Source organism: Amycolatopsis sp. NPDC004747, from assembly GCF_053601335.1.
Genome location: NZ_JBSGBQ010000020.1, coordinates 135150 through 156468, shown reverse-complemented (window position 1 = coordinate 156468; position 21319 = coordinate 135150). Strand labels below are relative to the sequence as shown.

The window sequence follows — 21319 nt, the reverse complement described above, 5'->3', positions numbered from 1 at the left end:
CCGGTGAGTGAGCCCGTCGACGAGACCCCGCGGCCGCCCCGCGACCGCACCGAACCCACCCGCCCGCTGATGGTCGTCGCCTTCGAAGGCTGGAACGACGCCGGCGACGCGGCCAGCCGCGCGGTGGAGCACCTGCAGCTGAACTGGGACGCCACCCCGCTGGCGGAACTGGAGCCCGACGACTACTACGACTTCCAGGTCAGCCGCCCGACCGTCCGGATGGTGGACGGCGTCACTCGCCGGGTGGACTGGCCCACGACGCGGCTGTCGGTGTGCCGCCCCGACGGCTTCGACCGCGACGTCGTCCTCGTCCAGGGACCCGAGCCCAACATGCGCTGGCGCGCGTTCTGCGCGGAGCTGCTGGAGCACATCCAGCAGCTCGACGTCGCGACCGTGGTGACGCTGGGGGCGTTGCTGGCCGACACCGCGCACACCCGGCCGGTTCCGGTCACCGGAACGGCCTACGACAAGGACACGGCTTCGCTGTACGGCCTCGACCTGAACAACTACCAGGGCCCGACCGGCATCGTCGGCATCCTGCAGGACTACTGCGTGCAGGCGGGCATCCCGGCGGTGTCGATCTGGGCGGCGGTGCCGCACTACGTGTCGCACCCGCCGTCCCCGAAGGCCACGCTGGCGCTGCTGCACAAGCTGGAGGACATCCTCGACGTCGAGATCCCGCTGGGCGCGCTGCCGGAGCAGTCCGAGGAGTGGCAGCGCACGGTCAGCGAGATGGCCGACGAGGACGAAGAGATCAGCGAGTACGTCCGCAGCCTCGAAGAGCGCGGGGACGCCCAGAGCGAGGTCACCGAGCAGGACGTCAGCGGCGACAAGATCGCCGCCGAGTTCGAGCGCTACCTGCGCCGCCGCGGCCGCGGCGGCGGGCAGGAGGGCTTCGGCCTGCGCTGAGTCACCTGCGCCAGCTGGTGGCGAACGCCCGCGCGGGGTTCGCCACCAGCATGGCCGTGACGACGTCGCCGCCGAGCAGCTTGGTCAACCGCGGCGCGAGCGTGGTGAGCAGGTAGGCCGCGCCCGGCTGGTTCCGGGCCGCGGCGGTCGTGGTGTCGCCGCCCAGCAGGATCTGCCCGCCGTGACCGGCCTCGACGAGAGCCTGGAGGCCGTCGAAGAGCCGCAGGTCGGTGGCGTGGTTGGCCCGTGACGGGCCGTCGAAACCGAGGAACACGCCGGTCTCGGCGATCTCCCGGTGCAGCTGCGGGTCCGGGTTCCGGTTGAGGTGCCCGAGGATCACCTTTTCGGGTGGAACATCGAGCTTGCCGCAGAGCAGTTCGACCGTCTCCAGGCCCGCCGTGCCGAGTTCGAGGTGCACGGCGATCGGCGCGCCGGTCTCCTCGTGGGCGACCGCGGCCGCGGTCATCGTCAGCCGGGCGTGCGAATCGATCGTGTGGAACGCGCCGGCCACCTTGACCAGCCCGGCGCGCGGACCGGTCCGCGGCTCGTCGGGCAGGTCGGCGGGCTGGGTCCCCTCGGTCAGGTCGGCGACGAACTCCTTGACCAGATCGTCGAGCACGCGGCCGAGGATCACCGGGGCGTAGTGCTCGGCGCGGTGCAGGCCGGTGGCCGCGACCACGTGCACGCCGATTTCCTCCGCCATCCAGGCGAGCTCGCGGGTACGCCGGGTCAGGCCGTACGGCGTCCACTGGACCAGCGCGTTGCCGCCCCGCCCTGCGAACTCGAGGAGCGTGTGGGCGGCGGCGACCGGATCGTCGAGCTCCTGGCCCGGCAGGAGCTTCGAGGCGAAGAAGAGGTGGTCGTGCGAGTTCGTCACGCCGAGTTCGGCCGGATCGATGTCACCCAGCACCGTGCGGACCTTGGGTTCCCCAGTCACGACGGCGAGTGTAACGCCTCAACCGTTACGATGGCGAGGTGTCCGAAGACTTCCGCCTCGACATGGGCGCCCCCTGGCTGAACCTCCTGGCCACCCGCGGCCGCCACTTCGGCCCCCAGCCGGTCGAGCGGATCCCGACGGCCGAGCGGCTGCGCGACTGGCTCGCCCAGGTCGAGCTGACCCCGCTCGCCCCGGTCACGTACGCCGACGTGCGCGCGGCCCACCAGCTCCGCGAGGCCCTCCGCGAACTCGCCCTCGGCGCGGTCGAAGGGCGCTCGCCTCGGGCCGACCAGGTGAGCCCGCTGGCGCCCTTCCTCAAGGCCCAGCCGCTGCACCTGGCCGCACTCGACCGGCTGCACCGCAGCGCCCCCGCGACCGCCGCCGACGCGCTCGGCCGCTTGGCACACCAGGCCGCGGACTGGCTCACCGGGCCCCTGCGGCACGACCTGCGGGCCTGCCCGGAGCAGGACTGCCGCGGCGTCTTCGCCGATCCCGGCGGGCGGCGGCGCTGGTGCCCGTCCCCCGCCTGCGCCAGCCGCGGGCGGGTGCGCGCGCTCAGGGAGCGGCGGCGCGACGGCTCATGAGGGCCACAGGATCCGGCGCATCGGCACCGCGCCCCGCGCGCGCTTGCGCCACTCGCGCGGGTAACCCAGCGAGACCTCTTCGAACCGGACGCCGTCGGCTTCGGTGCTGCGCGGGATGTGCAGGTGGCCGTAGACGGCGATCTCCGCGCGGTAGCGGACGTGCCAGTCCTCGGTCTTCGTCGTCCCGCACCAGAGCGCGAACTCCGGCCAGTACAGCGGCGCCGTCGGGTGCCGGTGCAGCGGCCAGTGGGACATCAGGATCGTGCCGTGGTCCCCGGGAATCGCGTCGAGGCGCTCGGTGCTGATCTTCAGCCGGTCCTCGCACCACGCCTGGCGGCTGGGGTACGGGTCCGGGTACAGGAAGTACTCGTCGGTGCAGACCACCCCGGCCTCGCGAGCCTGCCGGAGGGCCTCCTCCAGGGACTTGCCCTCGGCTTCCGGCGTCCGCCAGCTGTAGTCGTAGAGCAGGAACAGCGGCGCGATCGTCAGCGGCCGCGAGCCGTACCGCCAAACCGGGAACTCGTCTTCCGGCGTCAGCACGCCGATCTCGCGGCACTGCTCGACCAGGTACTCGTACCGGGCCTGGCCGCGCAGCTGGCAGTCGTCGTTCTTCGTCGTCCACAGCTCGTGGTTGCCCGGCACCCAGACGACCTTCGCGAACCGGCTGCGCAAGGTCTTCAGCGTCCCGATGGTGGCCTCGGCCAGCTCGGCGACGTCGCCGGCCACGAGCAGCCAGTCTTCGGGGGTTTCCGGGACGACCGAGTCGAGGATCGGGCCGTTGCCCTCGTGGGTCACGTGGAGGTCGCTGGTGGCGAAGAGGTGCGGCACCCCTCCACCGTAACCACCGCGGCCGGGGAAACAGTGCGGATCCCGCCTTTCCGGACCAACATCAGGGCACCGGCGAGGACGTAGACCCCGGCTTGGACGTTCAGCAGCACGGCGGGCCCGGTCGTCGCCACCAGCGTCCCCGCCAGCAGCGACCCGGCCGTCGTGCCCAGGGCGATCACGGCGAACGTCGTGCTCAGCACCCGCCCGGCGCGCTCGGGGGCGACCGCGCTCTGGATCTCCGACAGCACCCCGGCGCCGACGACCACGCCCGGCGCCCCGGCCACGACGAACAACCCGACGTAGAGTCCCAGCGCCGTCGTGGCCAGGGACAGGTTCCAGATCAGCGCCGAGACCAGCCCCAGCGCGAGGGAGCCCCAGCCGAGCAGCGCGGCCGGCGCGACCCGCCGGGCCACGGTGGCCAGCGCGAACCCGGCGGCCAGCCCGCCGAGCGCCTGGACGCCCCGCAGCAGGCCGGCGTCGGCTTCGCTGCCGCCGAGCACGTCCAGCACGAAGACGACGAACAGCACCAGGAACATGCCCTGCGCCACCGAGGTGCCCACCAGCGCGAGCCCGGTGCGCCGCAGCCGCCGGTTGTGCGTCAGCTCGCGCAGGCCGTCCAGCCAGGCCCGCAGCACCGGCTCCCGCCCGGGCGGCGCCACCGGCGCGCCGACCCGGCGGAACGGCTTGGCCAGCAGGGCCGCGGCGACCACCAGGACGGCCAGGTAGCCGGTGACGACGCCGGTGAGCCCGCCGAAGCCGAGCAGCGCACCGCCCGCCCAGCCGCCGGCCAGCCGGGCCACGCTGCCGTTCACGCTCATCAGCCCGTTGGCCGCGGTCACCTCCGCCACCCCGACCAGCTCCGGCACGAGTGCGTTGCGGGCGGGTTCGAACACCGACGCCAGCGCCGCCTGGGCGGCCATCACCGCGTACACCACGGTGACGCCGGGTTCGGCCAGCAGCGGGAGCGCCACGACGGCGAGCCCGCAGCAGACGCCGAACAGCACCGCGCGGCGGTTCCACCGGTCGGCGACGACCCCGGCGACCGGGCTGAGCAGCACCGCCGGCAGCAGCCCGAGCACGATGCTCAGCGCCGTCGTCGCCGCGGAGCCGGTGCGCTGGAAGACGTAGACCGGCAGCGCCACCTGCAGCACCCACTCCGCCGTCTCGCCGAAGAACGCGGCCACCCACAGCCGCGCGAACGCCGGAACCCCCAGCAGCTGCTTCATTCCTCCGCCTTCCCCGAGTGGCCGATGCGCGGGAACGCCCGGAGGCCGACGTGGACGCTCCGTGCGTCCGCCGGGGCGTCGGCGCGGATGGCGCCGACGTACGGGCGGAGCAGCGCGTCGATCGCCTCGGTCAGCCGGGTCAACTCCGCCGGGGTGACGCGCAGGGCGTAGGTCGACAGCCCGGTCGCGGCCCGCCAGGCCGGGTCGAGGTCGTCGAGGGAGTCCAGGTAGCGCTGGGTCAGCTCCTGCTCGTGGGTCAGCTGCGCGCCGACCACGCCCAGCTGCGCGGCCCGGTGCGCCGGGTCGTCGGCCAGCTCGCCCATCTCCAGGCCGACCTGCCGGGCACGCCACGGCCGCTCCCGGCCGTCTTCGGCGTCGGCCCGCTCGACCAGGCCGTACTGCGCGAGCTGCCGCAGGTGCCAGCTGCAGTTGGACGCGGTCGAGCCGACGGCCTCGGCGCACTCGCTCGCGGTGCGCGGGCCGACGGCGGTCAGGTGGTTCAGCAACGCCGACCGCAGCGGGTGCGCCAGCGCTCGGAGGAGCTCGACGTCTTCGATCCGCTTGCGCGGGGGCAGCCCAGCCATCGCCCATCCAATCTGAAAGGACTCTTTCGAAAGTGCTCTTTCATACTTGGTGCCGCCTGCGGGTTTGTCAACCGGCTTCGCTATCGTTCGCGGGGCAGTGACTGCACCGAGCAGTGACTGCACCGTCACCCGACCTTGGATGGACGTTGCCCGACCAGCGCGAACTCGCCACCGCCGCCGCCCTCGCCCTCCCCCGCTTCGTGGGGTCGACCGCGCTCTTCCACGCGGCGGTCGCCGAGCGGATGGCCGTCACCCCGACCGAGCTGCACTGCCTGCACCTGCTCCACGGCGGCGTCAGCGATTCGCCCTCCGAACTCGCCCGGCTGCTCGGGATGAGCACGGGCGCGTTCACCCGGCTGCTCGACCGGATGGAACGGCACCGGCTCGCCGAGCGCGCGCCCGACCCGGCGGACCGCCGCCGGCTCGTCGTCCGGCCGCTGCCCGACCGGATGGCCGAGCTCGCCGAGCTGTACGCGCCGATGGCCCGGTTCGTCGGCGAGCGCCTGGCCCGGTTCGACCGCCGTCAGCTGACGGCCCTGCTGGAGTTCCTCACCGACGGCACCGCGGCGGCCGAACGGTCGACCGGCGAGCTACCGGATGTGACCCAGACCATAACCAGTTGACTAACTCTACGGTTGTTGCGTTAACCTGGTTCCACTATGAGGAACTGAACCGCGCCCATCCCGCCTGAGGCGGCACCGGTCGAGCCGACGCTCCCGCGTGCCACGACGCCCGGTGCGGGATCCCGCTTTCTTCCCCCCAGGGCTCGGTGATCGCACATGTCTCCCGTTTTTCCGTTGCAGGCCAAGGACGTCGTCTTCGGCTACGGCACCCGCGTCGTCCTCGACGGCGTTTCCCTCACCGCCTCGGCCGGGCAGCGGCTCGGCCTGGTCGGCGAGAACGGCACCGGCAAGTCCACCCTGCTGCGCCTGCTGGCCGGGCTCGAAGAGCCGAGGTCCGGCGAGGTGCTGCGCGGCCCGGACGTCGGGTTCCTGCTGCAGGAGCTGCCGTTCCCGATGGACGCGACGTTCGCCGACGTGCTCGACGACGCCCTGGCCGAGATCCGGGTCGCCGCGGCCCGGCTCGACGAGCTGACCGCGGCCATGACCGACCGGCCCGACGACACGGGCGTGCTCGAGGAGTACGGCCGGGTGCTGGAGTGGGCCCAGGCCCACGACCTGTGGGACGCCGACCGCCGCGCCAAGCTCGTCTGCGACGGGCTCGGCCTCGGCGGCGTCGAACCGGACCGGCGGCTCGGCACCCTGTCGGGCGGGCAGCGGTCCCGGCTCGGCCTGGCGGCCCTGCTGATCCGGCAGCCCGAGACGCTGTTGCTCGACGAGCCGACCAACCACCTCGACGACACCGCGATGGCCTTCCTGGAACGCCACCTCACCGAGCTGACCGGGATCGTGGTGCTGTCCTCGCACGACCGGGTGTTCCTCGACGCCGTGTGCACCGACATCGTCGACCTGGACCCGGCCGCCGCCGATCGCCAGGCCGGTGGCGCGGTCCGCTACGGCGGCAGCTACACCGACTACCTCGGCCACAAGAAGGCCGAGCGGGCGCGGTGGGAGCAGCGCTACGCCGAAGAGCAGGAGGAGCTGAAGGAGCTGCGGGAAACCGTCGCGGTCACCGCGCGCAACGTCGCCTACGGCCGCGGCCCCCGCGACAACGACAAGTTCATCCACGCGTTCAAGGGCGCCCGCGTCCAGAAGACGATCTCGCGGCGGGTGCGCGACGCCGAGCAGCGGCTGGAACACCTGGAACGCGACCAGGTGCGCAAACCTCCGGCGCCGCTGCGGTTCCGGGCGGAGCTCACCGGCCGGGCGACCGGCGAGGGCCCGGCGATCTCGGTGCGCGCCTTGGAGGTGCCGGGGCGGTTGTCGCTGCCGCGGCTGGACGTCGAGGGTTCGGCGCGGCTGCTCGTCACCGGTGGCAACGGCGCCGGGAAGTCGACGCTGCTGTCGGTGCTGGCCGGCCGGCTCACGCCGCCGGCCGGGACGGTCCACTTCGGACACGGTGTGCGGGTCGGGCTGCTGGCGCAGGACGTCGTGTTCGCCGAGCCGGAACGGACCGCGGCCCGGCTCTACCGGGACGCGCTCGGCGAGGACGCTCCCCCGCTGAGCCGGCTGGGCCTGCTGGCGTCACGGGACCTGCGACAGCCGGTCGGAGCGCTGTCGGTGGGCCAGCGGCGGCGGCTGGCGCTGGCGATCCTGCTCGCCGACCCGCCGGACGTGCTGCTGCTGGACGAGCCGACGAACCACATTTCGCTGACCCTGGCGGAAGAACTGTTCGCGGCTCTGGAAGCGGCGCCGGGCGCGGTCGTCATCGCGTCCCACGACCGGTGGCTGCGCCGGGACTGGGCCGGCGACCACCTGGAGCTGGCCGACGGCCGGCCGGTCGCGGTATAGGGCGTTATACACGCGGGAGGGCCCGGCGCACGGCCGGGCCCTCCCGTCGTGGTCAGAGTTCGATGCCGAGGAGGGCGTCGACGGCGTCGCGGATCAGACCCGGGGCCGTCGGGTCGGTGCCGTCGCGGCGGAGGGCCTCGTTCGCCCACGCGTCGATCGCCGCCAGGGCCTTCGGGGTGTCGAGGTCGTCGGACAGGTGGTCGCGCAGCCGTGTGACGGTGTTCTCCGCCGCCGCCGGGCCGGTCGACAGCGAGACGGCTTCGCGCCAGCGCGCGAGCCGGGCTTCGGCGTCGGCCAGCAGCTGGGCAGTCCACGGCCGGTCTTCCCGGTAGTGGCCGGAGAACAGCGCCAGCCGGATCGCGCCGGGATCGACCTGGTCGGCGCGCAGCCGCGAGACGAACACGAGGTTCCCGCGCGACTTCGACATCTTCTCGCCGTCGAGACCGATCATCCCGGCGTGCACGTAGTGGCGGGCGAACGGGCCGTCCTTCGCGACGGCCTCGGCGTGCGCCGCGCTGTACTCGTGGTGCGGGAAAATGAGGTCCGAACCACCGCCTTGGAGGTCGAAGCCGAGGCCCAGCCGGTTGACCGCGATCGCGCTGCACTCGATGTGCCAGCCCGGACGGCCGGCGCCCAGCTCGGACTCCCACGACGGCTCGCCTTCGCGGGCCACGCGCCACAGCAGCGCGTCCAGCGGGTGGCGCTTGCCGGCGCGGTCGGGGTCGCCGCCGCGCTCGGCGAAGAACTTCCGCATGGTCGGCTCGTCGTAGTTCGACTCGTAGCCGAACTTGCCGGTGGCCGTGTGGTCGAAGTAGACGTCGGGGAACTCCGGGTCGTCCGCGCGGTACGCGGCGCCGTTGGCCAGCAGCTTCGCGATGACCTCGACGATTTCCGGGATGCTCTCGACGGCGCCGACGAACTGCTGCGGCGGGATGACGCGCAGCGCGGTCATGTCTTCGCGGAACAGCGCCGTCTCGCGCATGCCCAGCACGACCCAGTCGTCCTTGTCGCGCTCCGCCCGCTCCAGAAGCGGCTCGTCGATGTCGGTGACGTTCTGCACGTAGTGGACGTCGTGCCCGTTGTCCCGCCAGACGCGGTTCACCAGGTCGAAGGCGAGGTACGTCGCGGCGTGCCCCAGATGCGTCGCGTCGTAGGGCGTGATGCCGCAGACGTACATCCGGGCGGTGGCGCCGGGCGCGGTCGGGCGGATCTGCCCGGTGGCCGTGTCGTGGAGCCGCAGCGGGCGGGGGGTGCCGGGGATGCGGGGCACGTCGACCGATGACCAAGTCTGCATACCTCGACTGTAAGGGCTGGTGGGTCAGGTCTTCCCGAGCGGTGGGACGAGCCTCACGCGGGCGTACGCTTCGATCGCGCGCGCCAGCCACGCCGGGAGGTCGGGATCGGCCCGCTCGGCCAGCGCCCGCTGCCGGGGATCGTTCAGGTACAGCCCGCCCATCGCCGCGTACGCCGGGGCCGTCGGCTGCCAGAAGTGGCTCACGGACTCGTAGTGCTCGGCGACGGCGTCGAGCGCGGCCGGGTCTTCCGGCGCGGCACCGGAGCGCATGACGGCGGCCAGCCGCCGGAACAGCGCGGTGCCCTGCGCGGCGGCGTGCTCGTAGTCCGCGGCGGTGAGGCCCGCCTGGGCGGCCTGGGCGGTGTCGAAGGCCGCCGCGGCCCCCTCGCCGAACGTCCCGCGGTAGCTCTGCCGCATGGCGGCGCCGTCCTTGCGCAGCCCGGCGAAGAACCGGTCCGGGTCCTCGATCCGGGCGTGGCCCAGGTCGCCGATCGTCTCCTCGACGGTGGCGATCACGCGATCGAGGCGGCGCCGCTCCTCTTCGAGCTGGGCCAGGTGCCCGCGCAGCGCGGCCGCCTCGTCGACCTGGCCGCCCAGCACGGCCCCGATTTCGGCCAGGCCGAGCCCGAGGCGCCGCAGCAGGAGGATGCGCTGCAGGCGCAGCAGTTCGGGCCGGCCGTACCAGCGGTAGCCGTTCGCCGCCACCGACGCCGGGGGGAGCAGGCCGATCGCGTCGTAGTGGCGCAGCATCCGCGCCGAGACGCCGGACGCCTTCGCGACCTGGCTGATCGAGTACTGCATCCGTCCAGCTTGGGATTGACCTTCACACCATGTCAACTTTTACCGTGGTGCGGGTGACCACGACCATCACCGGTGCCCGCGTCTTCGACGGCGAGCGCCTCACCGACCACACCGCGATCCGGATCGCGCACGGCCGCATCACCGCGGTCGGCGCCGGCACCCTGCGCCGTCCGGGTGACGAGCACGTCGACGCCCGCGGCGGCACCCTGCTGCCCGGGCTGATCGACGCCCACGTGCACCTGCTGCCGGGCGCGCCCCGGCAGGCGCTCACCTTCGGCGTCACGACCGTGCTCGACATGTTCAGCAAGCCGGACACGGTCCGCGAGGCCCTCGCCGCCGGGCCCGGCACCGCCGACGTGCGCTCCTCCGGCATCGGCGCCACGGCGCCGGGCGGGCACCCGAGCCTGATGTACGCGCCTTTCCCGTACGTCACCGGACCGGAGGACGCGCCGGGATTCGTCGCGGACCGCCTCGCCGAAGGCGCGGCCCACCTCAAGGTCCTGTACGACGACGGCACCGGCGGCGGGCCGATGCCGATGCCGTCGCTGGACGTGCCGACGATCGCCGCGCTGACCGAGGCCGCGCACGCGGCCGGGCTGGTCGTCGCCGCGCACGTGTCGACCGCCCGCGCGGCGCTGGAGCTGCTGCCCACCGGGGTGGACGTGCTCGCCCACGTGCCGTTCGACGCGTTGACGGGCGCCCAGGCCGAGGCGATCGCGGCCGCGGGCGTCGCGGTGATCTCGACGCTCTCGATCGCCGACGGCTTCCCCGGCACCGGCGGCCTGCTGGACTCGCCGGACCTGGTGGCGCGGCTGGGGCCCGCGTGGTGCGCGGTCCTCGAACGGCAGGCACAGCGGTGGCTGCCGCCGCGGCTGCCGGACTTCGGAGCGGCCCGGGCCAACGCCCGGCTGCTGCACGAGGCCGGCGTTCCGGTGCTGGCCGGAACGGACGCGCCCAACCCGGGAACCGTGCACGGCGCGAGCCTGCACCGCGAGCTGGGTCATCTGGTGGCTGCGGGATTCTCGCCGACGGCGGCCCTCACCGCGGCGACGGCCCGGACCGCCGACGTGTTCGGCCTCGCCGACCGCGGCCGGCTCCGGCCCGGGCTGCGAGCGGACCTCGTCCTGGTCCCGGGGCGTCCCGACGTGGACATCACGGCGACGCAGCGGATTGCCGCGGTGTGGCGGCAGGGCGTCCGGGCGGACCTGACGGGGTACGTCGGCTCGGCGGACGAGCAGGCCGGGACGGCCGCCTTGCGCGCGCAGACGGACAAGGTGATCGCGGCGGTCCGCGACCGGCTGGGGATCGGGCTCTGAGGACAGGCGGGCGCGGGGTGCGCGCCCGCCTGTCGTCACCGCCGGGTGCGCAGGTAGTCCCCGACCACCGCCGCGCCGAGGCCGTCCAGGTCCGGGGCGATCACCCGGCCGCCCGAGCGGCGGGCGATCAGGTCCACGAACGAGGTCAGCCGCGGGTCGTCGCCCAGTCGGAACACCGAGATCGACGCGCCCAGCTTGGCCAGGCGGTCCACTTCGGACAGTGTCTTGTGGAGGGTCCGCGGCTGGGGCGGGTAGTCGAAGACCGCCTCGCCGTCGGGTTCCAGGTGGGCCGTCGGCTCGCCGTCGGTGACCATCAGGACCACCGGCTGGGCGTCCGGGTGCCGTCGCAGGTGCTGCCCGGCCAGCAGGAGCCCGTGGTGGGCGTTGGTGCCCTGCTCCCACGCGCCCTCCAGGCCGACCAGCTCCGGCAGCTCCATCGACTGCGCGTAGCGGCCGAAGGTGATCAGCTGCAGGGCGTCGTTGCGGAAGCGGGTGCTGATCAGCTGGTGCAGCGCCAGCGCCGTGCGTTTCATCGGCAGCCAGCGGCCTTCCTGCACCATCGACCACGACGTGTCGACCAGCAGCGCCACCGCCGCCCGCGTCCGGTGCTCGGTCTCGACCACCTCGACGTCCTCGACGTCCAGCCGGACCTGCCGCTCCCCCACCGACACCGACCTCAGGACGGCGTTGCGGATCGTCCGCGGCACGTCCCAGGGCTGCATGTCCCCGAACCGCCACGGCCGCGACGCGCCGGTGGGCTCGCCGGCCGCTCCCGCCGACTCCGTTTCGCGCTCGCCGGTCTTGCCGCGCAGGGCGTTCACGATGTCGGACAGCACCGTTTCGCCGAGCCGCCGCAACGCCTTGGGCGACAGCCGGAGCGAGCCGTCGGCGGCACGTTCGAACAGGCCCTGGCGACGGAGTTCGCGCTCCAGCTCGGCCAGCCGGCGAGCGTCGACGCCCGCGTCCTTGCCCAGCTGGCGCTCGAGCGCCTCCAGGTCGATGTCCTCCAGCCGCGCGCCGGGGTAGGACTGGCCGAGCTGCTCGGCCAGCGCGTCCAGCTCGGCGAGGTCCTGCATGGCCTGGGCGCCTTCACCCATGCCCAGCGGGTTGTTGCCGCGGAAGCGCGCCGAACCCGTCCAGTCCTCGCCCGGCCGCGCCGCGCGCAGCTGACCGTCCAACCGGGACAGCTGCTGCGCCAGGCGCGGGTCGCCGAACGCCTGCTGGGTCAGCTCGGCGAGCTCGGCGCGCTGCTCGGCCGACATCGAGTTCAGCATCCGCTGGGCGGCCGCCGACCGCTCGGCCAGCGCGTCGATCAGTTCCTCGACGGTGCGCGGGTTCTCCGGGAAGAACTCGCCGTGCTTGCCCATGAAGTCTTCGAAGCGCTGCTGGATGTCCTCATCGCCGCGGGCGTGCGCTTCGAGGAGGTCGTTGAGATCGCCCAGCATCTCGTTGATCCGCTCGACGTCCTCGGGCCCGGCGTTCTGCAGCGCCTGCTTCATGCCCTGGAACCGGGACTCCATCAGCTCCTGGCCCAGCAGGTCCCGGATCTTCCGGTAGTTCTCGCGGCCCTGCTCGGACCGCCAGTCGTAGTTCGCCAGCTCGTTGACGGCCGCGGCCGTGCCCGGCGGCAGCGCGTCGAGCTGGGCCTCGCGGAACCGGGCGTCGTCGTCCGGGTCCGGGAACAGCTCGCGGCGTTCGGCGTCGAGGGCCTCCTGCAGCAGGCGCTGGACCTCCTGCAGCGTGCCGTCGAGGTTGTTGCGCCGCTGGATCTGCGAGCGGCGCTGCCACAGGCGCCGGGTCAGCTCGTCGAGGCCCGCGGTGCGGTTCGTGCCGCGCCGCAGCATCTCCTCCAGCGCGGCCCGCGGCGACGCTCCGGCCATGACGTCCTGGCCGATCTCGTCGAGCGCGTCGCGCAGGTCGGCCGGCGGCGCGAGGGGGTCCGGCCCGTCGTGCCACGGGCCGTAGGAGTAGCCGTCGGGAAGCGGGACCGCGGTCATCGGCCGTAGACGGTCGTCGCGTCGTCGGAATCCTTCGCGAGCCTTCGCGAAAGGAACAACATCTCGAGGGCGAGTTCGACGGCGGCCGCGATCCGCCCGGCGGGCTCGTCGGCGGCGACGCCTGCCCGCTGGGCGACCTCGTGCAGCACCGGCAGTTCCGGCAGGGCCGCGAGGACGTCCTTGCCCGGCACGCGCTCGCCGGTGGAGACCAGGTGGCCTTCGCCGACCGCGTCGGCCAGCGGCCGCAGGTCCAGGCCGGCGAACCGGTCGCGCGCGGTTTCCGCGATCGCCATCCGCAGCAGGTGCACGAGGTGCTCGATTTCGCGGCCCTCTTCGCCGGGCTCGAACTCGATCTTGCCGCGCAGCACCGACGGGACGGCGTCCAGGTCGACCGGGCGGGCCACCGCGGGCTCCTCGCCGGTCAGCGCGCTTCGCCGCAGCGCCGCGGCCGCCACGGTTTCCGCCGCGGCGACGGCGAACCGCGCCGAGACGCCGGAGCGCTGGTCGATCACCGTGGATTCCCGGAGGTTCCGGACGAACCGGGCGAGCACCTCCAGCAGCGGCTCGCCCACTTCGGCGACGAGGTTCGCTTCCTGCCGGACGACGGCGACCTCCGCCTCGACGTCGAGGGGGTAGTGCGTGCGGATCTCGGCGCCGAAGCGGTCCTTCAGCGGGGTGATGATCCGGCCGCGGTTGGTGTAGTCCTCGGGGTTCGCGGTGGCCACGAGCAGCACGTCCAGCGGCAGCCGCAGCGTGTAGCCGCGGACCTGGATGTCGCGCTCCTCCATCACGTTCAGCAGCGCGACCTGGATGCGCTCGGCGAGGTCGGGCAGCTCGTTGATGGCCACGATGCCGCGGTGGGCGCGCGGGACGAGGCCGAAGTGGATGGTCTCCGGGTCGCCGAGGCTGCGGCCTTCGGCGACCTTCACCGGGTCGACGTCGCCGATCAGGTCACCGACCGAGGTGTCGGGCGTGGCGAGCTTCTCGGTGTAGCGCTCGGAGCGGTGGCGCCAGCCCACCGGCAGCTCGTCGCCGAGCTCGGCCGCGCGCCGGATCGACGCGGGCGTGATCGGCTGCAGCGGGTGTTCGCCCAGCTCGGAGCCTTCGATGACGGGCGTCCACTCGTCGAGCAGGCCGGCCAGGGTGCGCAGCAGGCGGGTCTTGCCCTGGCCGCGTTCGCCGAGCAGGACGACGTCGTGGCCGGCCAGCAGCGCGCGCTCGAGCTGCGGCAGCACGGTGCGGGAGAACCCGACGATGCCGGGCCAGGCGTCTTCGCCGTTCTTGAGCGCGGTCAGCAGGTTGTCGTGGATCTCTTGCGCGATCGGGCGCGGCTCGTACCCGGCCGCGCGCAGGGCCCCGGCGGTGCGGGGAAGAGCGTCTGGAACAGCGTTCACCTCCTCGACGCTACTGCCGGATCGGCGGTGCGTCGACGTGGAGCGGCTCCAGCGTGGGCGCACTGCTGTGTTGTCCGCGGGCCAGGTAAAATAGGGCGTCGTGTGCCGTCCCAGTGCGACTTTCGCCGTCTGGTCGAGCGCGTGGCTCAACGGGGCCGCCGCGTCCGACGATGTCCTCGATGCCCTGCTCGCGTGGGGTGAGGCCCATGACGTCGTGGCCGCCGACGCGGCCGCGGCCGACAGTTTCGCGCTCCCGCTGGCGTTCAACCGGGCGGCCACGCCGGTGCAGCTGCTGATGGCGCTGCGTTCGCAAGGAGCGAAATCCCTCCAGCTGGTCCTGCCGGTCCCGGGCGACGTCCGCGGCCTCGGCGGCGGTGGCCCCTTCACCGAAGCGGCGCTGCGCGCGGGTGACGCGCTGGTGCTGCCCGACCTCGGGTTCGGCCTGGTGCCGGAGCCGATCGCCGAAGGCCTGGTGCGCTGGACGGTCTACTCGCTGCCGTCGCCGTCGACCCCGGAGTACGTCCCGCTCGGCGAGGCCGAACACGGGCTGACGGACGCGATCCGCGCCAGCGCCGGGGCGTTGCAGTCCCTCGACGTGGCTTCGGACCGGCCGGGCGTGCGCGCGGAGCTGTCGGCCCACCTGCGCTCGCGGCCGGACGTCGACTGGCCGGCCGGCACGCCGGGCCGCGCGCTGCGCGTGCTGCAGCGGTCCGAAGAGATCGCGGCGATCCTGGCCATCGCGTCCTCGGACGACCCGGGCGGCGCGCTGTCGGCCTCGGCTTCTTCGCTGCGTGCGCAGGCGTTGCGGCCCCTGTCGGACGCGGTCCGGACGGCCCGCTGCGCGGCGGTCAACGAAGCGGTGCGGGTGTTCGCGGAGCAGACGGCCCGCGAAGGCTAGCGCGGTGCCGGGCGACACCTGGGCCGCGGTGGCCGGCGATTTCGCCGACGGGGCCTACGCGTCGGCCAAGGGGCGCGTGCGCACCTATGTGATGCACCGGCAGCTGCTGGAGCACCTGCCTACCGCACCGGCCTCCGTGCTGGACGTCGGGGGCGGGGCCGGTCACCAGTCGCTCCCGCTGGTCCGGGCGGGCTACGACGTCACCCTGCTCGACTCGTCGGCGGCGATGCTGGCCAAGGCCCGGCAGCGGCTGCCGGACCGGGTGAGGCTGGTGCAGGCCGACGGCGCGAACGCCTCGGCGGCGGTCGCCGGCCGCCGCTTCGACGCCGTCCTGTGCCACGGCGTGCTCGGCTACCTCGACCAGCCGGACCCCGTGCTCGACCAGCTGTGCCGGTGCGTCGCGCCCGGCGGGCTCGTCTCGATCATGACGGGCAACGCCGACGCCGCGGCGGTCCGCCCCGCCATGGAAGGACGCTGGGAAGACGCCCTGGAAGCGTTCGGCACCCGCACCGAAACCGGGGTGCTGGGCCTGCCGACCCGCGCCGACACCGTGGAAGAACTGAGCGAAGCGCTTCGCCGCCGCGGCGTGGAACCCGTTCAGTGGTACGGGGTCTGGCTGTTCGTCGACTGGCTCGAGCTCAGCGGAGCTCCGCCGGACCCGGCCGAAGCCGAGCGCATCGCGGCCGTCGAGTTCGAGGCCGGCCGGCGGGATCCGTACCGCCGGCTCAGCCGCGTCTTCCACCTCGTGGGGCGCCGGACCTAACGGGCGGGGCGCTTCGCCGGTTCGCAGCAGCCGATCGCGCAGGGCGCGCCGTTGACCGTGCAGCCCGCCGACGGGAACGGCGACAGCTTGCGCGGCGCCACGCCGTGCGTGTGCTCGCGGATCAGCTCCACCACCAGCTCCGCGAACCGCGGGTCGGCCCCCGCCGTCGCCGCGCGGGCGAACTTCATCCCGTGCTCGGCCGCGCGTTCCGCCGCCTCGTTGTCCAGGTCCCAGATCACCTCGAGGTGGTCGGACACGAACCCGATCGGCGACACGACCACGCCCGGAACGCCCTGCTCGTGCAGCGCGTCGAGGTGGTCGACGATGTCCGGCTCCAGCCACGGCACCTGCGGCGGCCCGGACCGCGACTGCCAGACGACGTCGTACTCCGCGATCCCGGCCTCGGCCGCCACCAGGCGTGCCGCCTCCGCGATCTGGCGGGAGTACCGGCGGCCGCCTTCCGCGGGCGGGCCCGAGGCGCGGTCCGCGCTCTCCGGCACCGAATGGGCCGTGAACACCGTGCGGATGCCCGGCTCGTCGCCCAGCGACGCGTGGGCCGCGCGGACCCCGTCGGCGACCGCCGAGACGAACAGCGGGTGGTCGAAGAACTGGCGGATCTTCACCAGTTCGGGGGCTTCGGCACCGACCGCCGCGCGGGCGCGCTCGATGTCCTCGTCGTACTGGCGGCACGCCGAGTAGCCGCCGTACGCGCTCGTGGGGAACACGAGGACCCGCTTCGCGCCCTCCGAGGTCAGCGAGGCCAGGGTCTCCTCGACCATCGGGTGCCAGTTTCGGTTCCCGAAGTGCACCGGCAGGTCCATGCCGGCCGCCGAGAGCTGCTTCTCGACCGCGGCCATCGCGTCGCGGTTCAGCTTGTTGATCGGCGAGACCCCGCCGAAGTGCTGGTAGTGCTCGGCGACCTCCAGGAGCCGCTCGCGCGGCACCCCCCGGCCCCTGGTCACGTTTTCGAGGAACGGCATGACGTCTTCGGGCCCTTCCGGACCGCCGAACGAAAGCCACAGCAACGCGTCGTATCCCACCCCGTCATCTTGCCGTTGTGGCGGGCCGCACGCTGACCCGGTCCCCATTATGAATCGGTCAGTACAAAACCGTGGTAGGGTCTGCCCATGGCCAGGCCACGGGAGTTCGACGAGACCGCCGCCGTCGAGAAGGCGATGCACGCCTTCTGGGAACGCGGCTACGAAGCGACCTCGACCCAGGACCTGTGCGAGGCCACCGGGCTCGGCCGCAGCAGCGTCTACAACACCTTCACCAGCAAGCGGGCCCTGTTCCGGCGCTCGCTGGCGCACTACACGACCACGCAGCTGGACAAGCGCCAGGCGATCCTCGACGGCCCGGGCACCGCGGCCGAACGGATCGCCGCGGTCTTCGACAGCGCGATCGAGGACGATCTCGAAGAGCGCCGCCGCGGCTGCCTGGTGGTCAACACGCTGGCCGAACTGGGCCTGCCCGACGACGAGGTGGGTGCCGCCCTGCAGGCCGACACCGACCGGAACCTCGCCATGTTCGCCGAGTGCGTCCGGGAGGGCGTGCTCGACGGCAGCCTCCGGGACGGCCTGGATCCCGCCGAGGTGGCGGAGTTCCTGCTCAGCACGACGTCGGGCCTGCGGGTGATGGCCCGCCGCGGCACCAGCCGCGAGAGCATGCACGCGGTCGCCGACATCGCCCTTTCCGCGCTCGTCCGCTAGGGACCGCCGCGCCGGTGCTGCGCACGCCCGAGTTTTGGACTGATCAATACACAACAGGAGGAGAAACCATGCCCCTGGCCGTCTTCGTCCTCGGGCTCAGCGTGTTCGCGCTGGGCACGTCCGAGTTCATGATCACCGGCCTGCTCCCCGGCATGGCCGCCGACCTGCACGTGAGCATCCCCGACGCCGGGCTGCTGATCTCGGCGTTCGCGGTCGGCATGGTCGTCGGCGCGCCGCTGCTGGCGATCGGGACGCTGCGGCTCCCCCGCCGCCGCACGCTGCTGGCCCTGCTCGGCGTGTTCGCGGTGACGCACGTCGTCGGTGCGCTCGCCGAGGGCTACGCGCTCCTGTTCGCGACCCGCGTGGTCGCGGCCCTCGCCTGCGCCGGGTTCTGGGCCGTGGCGCTGGCGACGACGATCGCGCTCGTGCCGGTCGAACGGCGCGGGCGCGGGATGGCGGTGCTGGTCGGCGGGCTGACCGTGGCGAACATCGCCGGGGTGCCCGCCGGCACGTTCCTCGGCCAGCACGCGGGCTGGCGGACGGCGTTCTGGGCGGTGGCCGTGGTGACACTGCTCGCGGTGGCCGGCGTGGCCCTGCTGGTGCCGGAGACGACCGGCGGGCCGCTGAGCGTGCGCGGCGAACTGCGGCTCTACCGCCGCGGCCGGGTCTGGCTCGCGCTCGGCGTGATCGCCTTGTGCCAGGCCATGATCTTCGCCGCCTTCAGCTACCTGGCGCCCCTGCTGACCGAGACCGACGGGCTCGCCGAGGGCTGGGTGCCCGGTGTCCTGGCGCTGTTCGGCGTCGGCGCGCTGATCGGGATCAGCGCGGGCGGCCGGCTGGCCGACCGGCGGCCGTTCGCGACGCTCTACGGCTGTCTCGCCCTGGCGCTGGCCGCTCTGCTCGTGCTCGCCCTCACCACCGACGCGCTGGTGGCCGTGGCGGCCGTGCTCGTCTTCGGCGTGGCCGCGTTCGGCGCGAACCCGGCGCTGAACCTGCGCGCGTTCCAGGCCGCCGGCGACGCGCCCACGCTCGTCGGCGCGAGCACGACCTCGGCGTTCAACGTCGGCAACACCGCCGGGCCGTGGCTGGGCGGGGTCGCGATCGACGCCGGGCTGGGCTTCCCGAGCGTGGCGTGGACCGGGATCGCCCTCGGCGTGGCCACGCTGGCCGCGCTCACGGTCGCCGCCGCCGTGCAGCGCAGCGACGACCGTGAGCTCGCGGCCGTGTGAAACTCAGACGCCGAGGAAGTGGACCCCGCCGTCGACCATGATCATCGAGCCGGTGGTGGCGGGGAGCCAGTCCGACAGGACCGCGCAGACGCTCTTGGCCACCGGGTCCGGGTCCGTGCTGTCCCAGCCGAGCGGCGCCCGCTCGCCCCAGCCGTCCTCCAGGTCGACGAAGCCCGGGATGGACTTGGCGGCCATCGTCTTCATCGGGCCCGCGCTGACCAGGTTGACGCGGATGCCCTGCGGCCCCAGCTCCTTGGCGAGGTACCGGTTGACCGACTCGAGGCCGGCCTTCGCGACGCCCATCCAGTTGTAGACCGGCCACGCGACCCGCGCGTCGAAGTCCATGCCGACGTACGACGAACCCCGGCCCAGCAGCGGCAGGCACGCCTTCGCCAGCGACATGTACGAGTACGTCGAGATCTCGATCGCGGTCTTGACGTCTTCGGCGGGCGCGTCCATGAACGGCGCGCCGAGGCAGGTCTGCGGGGCGAAGCCGATCGAGTGCAGCACGCCGTCGAGGCCGTCGACGTGCTCGCGGACCTTGTCCGCGAGGGAGTCCAGGTGCTCCTGGTTGGTGACGTCCAGCTCGATCACCGGTGCCTCTTCGGGCAGCCGCTTCGCGATGCGCTCGACCAGCGACATCCGGCCGAAGCCGGTCAGCACGACCTTGGCGCCCTCCTGCTGCGCGATCTTGGCCGCGTGGAAGGCGAGCGAAGCGTCGGTGATGATGCCGGTGATCAGCAGGCGCTTGCCTTCGAGCAGTCCGGGCACGGGTCCTCCAAGTCTCGGGTTTCGGATGGTGTCAGTGGCCGAGGCCGAGGCCGCCGTCGACGGGCAGCACGGCACCGTTGACGTAGCCGGCCTCGTCGGAAGCCAGGTAGCGCACGGCGGCGGCGATCTCCGACGGCTCGGCGTACCGGCCGGAGGGCACCTGCGCCAGGATTTCCTTCTTGCGCGCCTCGGGCAGCTCGTCGGTCATGTCGGTGTGGACGAACCCGGGCGCGACGACGTTCGAGGTGATGTTGCGCGAGCCGAGCTCCCGGGCCAGCGAGCGGGCGAACCCGACCAGCCCGGCCTTGGACGCGGCGTAGTTGGCCTGCCCGGCCGAGCCGGAGAGACCGACGACGGAGGAGATGAAGACGAACCGGCCCCACTTGCCGCGCAGCATGCCGCGGGAGGCCCGCTTCGCGACCCGGAAGGCGCCGGTGAGGTTCGCGTTCAGGACGCGTTCGAACTGCTCGTCGCTCATCCGCATGAGCAGCGTGTCGTCGGTGAGCCCGGCGTTGGAGACGAGCACCTCGACCGGCCCCTGCTGCTCCTCGACGAGCTTGAAGGCGGCGTCGACCTGCTCGGTGTCGGTGACGTCCGCCTGCACCCCGAACAGCCCCTCCGGCGCACCCGACCCACGGTGCGTGACGGCGACCCGGTGCCCCTGCTCCGCGAGGTCCCGGGCGATCGCCAGACCGATGCCCCGGTTGCCCCCGGTGACCAGAACGGACCGTCCCACTGTGTTCTCCCTCTTCTCCGCCGTGCGCTGCTGTCGGGCACGAGGTTATCGGCAGGGCCGCGGGGTCGCGCACCCGCGCCCGGGGCTCGCCGCGACCGTCCTAAGCGGGTGTTAGGAACTGCCTCCCGACCTTGCTGGTTACCCGCTGGTTGGTCACCGTGAGTCGCAACACAGGAGGTCGACGCAGGGTTCCCCGATCCGCCCGCACCGTTCTCGACGATCTTCGTATCGTCGAGCGCCGCAAGACCGCCGTGGCCCGGTGGTGCCCTGCGCCGCCACGGGAATCCCCGTCGACCTGGCCCGATGCCGCTCCCCCTCGACGACCGGATGCATCGCCTCCGGGTGGCTGTGGATCACCGCCGCCACCTTCCCGCCTCACCGCTACTCGTCCTGACATGTTGATGGCCGGCAGTGCCAATCACGATTCAGCTTGTCAAGACGAGTTGGCAAGGGGAAGGCTCGGGACATGGTCGATCCATCCCCCGGAGTCCCGGCCTTCCGCCAGGTCGCGGCCGATCTTCGCGAGAAGATCGTCTCCGGCCGGTTCGCACCCGGCACGAAGTTGCCCAGCGAACACGACCTTGTCGAGACGTACAGCGTCTCGCGACCGACGGTCCGCGAGGCCGTCGATGTGCTGCGCAGCGAAGGCCTGATCGTCTCGGAGCACGGACGCGGCGTCTTCGTGCGCCCGCGGGCCGGCATTCGGCGAATCGCCCGATCGCGACTTTCCCGCGACGCACGCGAGGGAAACCGCGGCGCGTTCCTCGCCGACGCCGCGACACGCGGGTTCACACCGTCGACGTCCGTCGAGATCCGCTTCGAACCCGCCGACGCACGCGTAGCCGGCCAGCTCGCAATAGCCGAGGGGAAAGAGGTCACCGTGCGCGATCGCTACGAGCTGTCGTACGAGTGGCCCGCGGACTGACCCGTCG

General features: G+C 73.1%; 20 protein-coding genes and 1 pseudogene. 10 read left to right on the top strand and 11 right to left on the bottom strand.

Annotation, left to right across the window (positions count from 1 at the left end; translation table 11 throughout):
• The first annotated feature begins 3 nt into the window (after window positions 1-3).
• Window positions 4-909, top strand: coding sequence for a PAC2 family protein (locus ACWEGE_RS29955; RefSeq protein ID WP_449663782.1), 906 nt, complete (start codon window positions 4-6; stop codon window positions 907-909).
• Window position 910: 1 nt separating this feature from the next.
• Here the strand turns inward: ACWEGE_RS29955 and ACWEGE_RS29950 are convergent, their stop codons facing one another.
• Window positions 911-1846: a phosphotriesterase family protein gene (locus tag ACWEGE_RS29950; protein WP_449663781.1), complete on the bottom strand. Its 936-nt coding sequence runs from the start codon at window positions 1844-1846 to the stop codon at window positions 911-913.
• 38 nt (window positions 1847-1884) lie between these two features.
• Between ACWEGE_RS29950 and ACWEGE_RS29945 the strand changes: the two genes are divergently transcribed.
• Window positions 1885-2430: a CGNR zinc finger domain-containing protein gene (locus tag ACWEGE_RS29945; protein WP_449663780.1), complete on the top strand. Its 546-nt coding sequence runs from the start codon at window positions 1885-1887 to the stop codon at window positions 2428-2430.
• On the opposite strand, the gene ACWEGE_RS29940 is transcribed toward ACWEGE_RS29945, so the two are convergent.
• From ACWEGE_RS29940 to ACWEGE_RS29930, 3 genes are read right to left on the bottom strand one after another with little or no spacing between them, the layout of a single operon-like run.
• Window positions 2425-3258, bottom strand: coding sequence for a metallophosphoesterase family protein (locus tag ACWEGE_RS29940; RefSeq protein ID WP_449663779.1), 834 nt, complete (start codon window positions 3256-3258; stop codon window positions 2425-2427). The genes ACWEGE_RS29945 and ACWEGE_RS29940 overlap by 6 nt on opposite strands.
• Window positions 3222-4484, bottom strand: a complete 1263-nt coding sequence (locus ACWEGE_RS29935) for an MFS transporter (RefSeq protein WP_449663778.1) — start codon at window positions 4482-4484, stop codon at window positions 3222-3224. The genes ACWEGE_RS29940 and ACWEGE_RS29935 overlap by 37 nt, the downstream gene beginning before the upstream one ends.
• Window positions 4481-5068 carry an ArsR/SmtB family transcription factor gene (locus ACWEGE_RS29930; protein ID WP_449663777.1) on the bottom strand — a complete coding sequence of 196 codons (588 nt, stop codon included), beginning with the start codon at window positions 5066-5068 and terminating at the stop codon, window positions 4481-4483. The genes ACWEGE_RS29935 and ACWEGE_RS29930 overlap by 4 nt, the downstream gene beginning before the upstream one ends.
• Window positions 5069-5214: 146 nt before the next feature.
• Here ACWEGE_RS29930 and ACWEGE_RS29925 point away from each other — a divergent pair, with 146 nt between their 5' ends.
• Together ACWEGE_RS29925 and ACWEGE_RS29920 are read left to right on the top strand one after the other, a co-directional pair.
• A complete protein-coding gene (locus tag ACWEGE_RS29925) occupies window positions 5215-5691 on the top strand; it encodes a MarR family winged helix-turn-helix transcriptional regulator (protein WP_449663776.1) in 477 nt (158 codons plus the stop codon).
• 156 nt (window positions 5692-5847) lie between these two features.
• Window positions 5848-7479 carry an ABC-F family ATP-binding cassette domain-containing protein gene (locus tag ACWEGE_RS29920; protein ID WP_449663775.1) on the top strand — a complete coding sequence of 544 codons (1632 nt, stop codon included), beginning with the start codon at window positions 5848-5850 and terminating at the stop codon, window positions 7477-7479.
• 52 nt (window positions 7480-7531) lie between these two features.
• On the opposite strand, the gene mshC is transcribed toward ACWEGE_RS29920, so the two are convergent.
• Together mshC and ACWEGE_RS29910 are read right to left on the bottom strand one after the other, a co-directional pair.
• Window positions 7532-8773, bottom strand: a complete 1242-nt coding sequence (gene mshC, locus ACWEGE_RS29915) for a cysteine--1-D-myo-inosityl 2-amino-2-deoxy-alpha-D-glucopyranoside ligase (RefSeq protein WP_449663774.1) — start codon at window positions 8771-8773, stop codon at window positions 7532-7534.
• Window positions 8774-8797: 24 nt separating this feature from the next.
• Complete coding sequence (locus tag ACWEGE_RS29910) at window positions 8798-9574, bottom strand: MerR family transcriptional regulator (protein ID WP_449663773.1); 777 nt, start codon at window positions 9572-9574, stop codon at window positions 8798-8800.
• Between the two features lie 53 nt (window positions 9575-9627).
• On the opposite strand from ACWEGE_RS29910, the gene ACWEGE_RS29905 reads away from it, so the two are divergent.
• Window positions 9628-10890 (top strand): amidohydrolase family protein, encoded by a 1263-nt coding sequence (locus tag ACWEGE_RS29905; protein WP_449663772.1) that lies wholly within the window; start codon window positions 9628-9630, stop codon window positions 10888-10890.
• Between the two features lie 35 nt (window positions 10891-10925).
• Here the strand turns inward: ACWEGE_RS29905 and ACWEGE_RS29900 are convergent, their stop codons facing one another.
• Together ACWEGE_RS29900 and ACWEGE_RS29895 are read right to left on the bottom strand one after the other, a co-directional pair.
• Window positions 10926-12887, bottom strand: coding sequence for a hypothetical protein (locus ACWEGE_RS29900; protein WP_449663771.1), 1962 nt, complete (start codon window positions 12885-12887; stop codon window positions 10926-10928).
• Window positions 12884-14281, bottom strand: coding sequence for an ATP-binding protein (locus tag ACWEGE_RS29895; RefSeq protein WP_449663770.1), 1398 nt, complete (start codon window positions 14279-14281; stop codon window positions 12884-12886). Before ACWEGE_RS29895 ends, ACWEGE_RS29900 begins: the two co-directional genes overlap by 4 nt.
• 100 nt (window positions 14282-14381) lie before the next feature.
• Here ACWEGE_RS29895 and ACWEGE_RS29890 point away from each other — a divergent pair, with 100 nt between their 5' ends.
• Window positions 14382-15179 (top strand): hypothetical protein, encoded by a 798-nt coding sequence (locus ACWEGE_RS29890; RefSeq protein WP_449663769.1) that lies wholly within the window; start codon window positions 14382-14384, stop codon window positions 15177-15179.
• Window positions 15180-15183: 4 nt separating this feature from the next.
• A complete protein-coding gene (locus tag ACWEGE_RS29885; protein WP_449663768.1) occupies window positions 15184-15942 on the top strand; it encodes a class I SAM-dependent methyltransferase in 759 nt (252 codons plus the stop codon).
• Here the strand turns inward: ACWEGE_RS29885 and ACWEGE_RS29880 are convergent.
• A complete protein-coding gene (locus tag ACWEGE_RS29880; RefSeq protein WP_449663767.1) occupies window positions 15939-16982 on the bottom strand; it encodes a ferrochelatase in 1044 nt (347 codons plus the stop codon). The two genes, ACWEGE_RS29885 and ACWEGE_RS29880, sit on opposite strands and share 4 nt — an antisense overlap.
• An 87-nt stretch (window positions 16983-17069) precedes the next feature.
• Between ACWEGE_RS29880 and ACWEGE_RS29875 the strand changes: the two genes are divergently transcribed.
• The gene (locus ACWEGE_RS29875) at window positions 17070-17651 is read left to right on the top strand and encodes a TetR/AcrR family transcriptional regulator (protein WP_449663766.1); all 582 of its coding nucleotides are present in this window, start codon (window positions 17070-17072) and stop codon (window positions 17649-17651) included.
• Window positions 17652-17719: 68 nt separating this feature from the next.
• Window positions 17720-18880, top strand: a complete 1161-nt coding sequence (locus tag ACWEGE_RS29870; protein ID WP_449663765.1) for a Cmx/CmrA family chloramphenicol efflux MFS transporter — start codon at window positions 17720-17722, stop codon at window positions 18878-18880.
• A 3-nt stretch (window positions 18881-18883) separates the two neighbouring features.
• Here ACWEGE_RS29870 and fabI read toward each other — a convergent pair whose 3' ends face one another.
• Both fabI and fabG read right to left on the bottom strand, forming a co-directional pair.
• Window positions 18884-19651, bottom strand: a complete 768-nt coding sequence (fabI, locus tag ACWEGE_RS29865; protein WP_449663764.1) for an enoyl-ACP reductase FabI — start codon at window positions 19649-19651, stop codon at window positions 18884-18886.
• Window positions 19652-19682: 31 nt separating this feature from the next.
• Window positions 19683-20387 (bottom strand): 3-oxoacyl-ACP reductase FabG, encoded by a 705-nt coding sequence (gene fabG / locus ACWEGE_RS29860; protein ID WP_449663763.1) that lies wholly within the window; start codon window positions 20385-20387, stop codon window positions 19683-19685.
• 466 nt (window positions 20388-20853) lie between these two features.
• Between fabG and ACWEGE_RS29855 the strand changes: the two are divergent.
• Window positions 20854-21279: pseudogene (locus ACWEGE_RS29855) on the top strand (GntR family transcriptional regulator); the annotation flags it as partial.
• Window positions 21280-21319: the final 40 nt, after the last annotated feature.

Bases quoted from the DNA above. Each gene is read 5' to 3' on its own strand.
- ACWEGE_RS29935 (WP_449663778.1), bottom strand. From the start codon at position 4,484: ATGAAGCAGCTGCTGGGGGTTCCGGCGTTCGCGCGGCTGTGGGTGGCC.
- ACWEGE_RS29920 (WP_449663775.1), top strand. From the start codon at position 5,848: ATGTCTCCCGTTTTTCCGTTGCAGGCCAAGGACGTCGTCTTCGGCTAC.
- mshC (WP_449663774.1), bottom strand. From the start codon at position 8,773: ATGCAGACTTGGTCATCGGTCGACGTGCCCCGCATCCCCGGCACCCCC.
- ACWEGE_RS29870 (WP_449663765.1), top strand. From the start codon at position 17,720: ATGCCCCTGGCCGTCTTCGTCCTCGGGCTCAGCGTGTTCGCGCTGGGC.
- ACWEGE_RS29930 (WP_449663777.1), bottom strand. From the start codon at position 5,068: ATGGCTGGGCTGCCCCCGCGCAAGCGGATCGAAGACGTCGAGCTCCTC.
- ACWEGE_RS29910 (WP_449663773.1), bottom strand. From the start codon at position 9,574: ATGCAGTACTCGATCAGCCAGGTCGCGAAGGCGTCCGGCGTCTCGGCG.
- ACWEGE_RS29875 (WP_449663766.1), top strand. From the start codon at position 17,070: ATGGCCAGGCCACGGGAGTTCGACGAGACCGCCGCCGTCGAGAAGGCG.
- ACWEGE_RS29900 (WP_449663771.1), bottom strand. From the start codon at position 12,887: ATGACCGCGGTCCCGCTTCCCGACGGCTACTCCTACGGCCCGTGGCAC.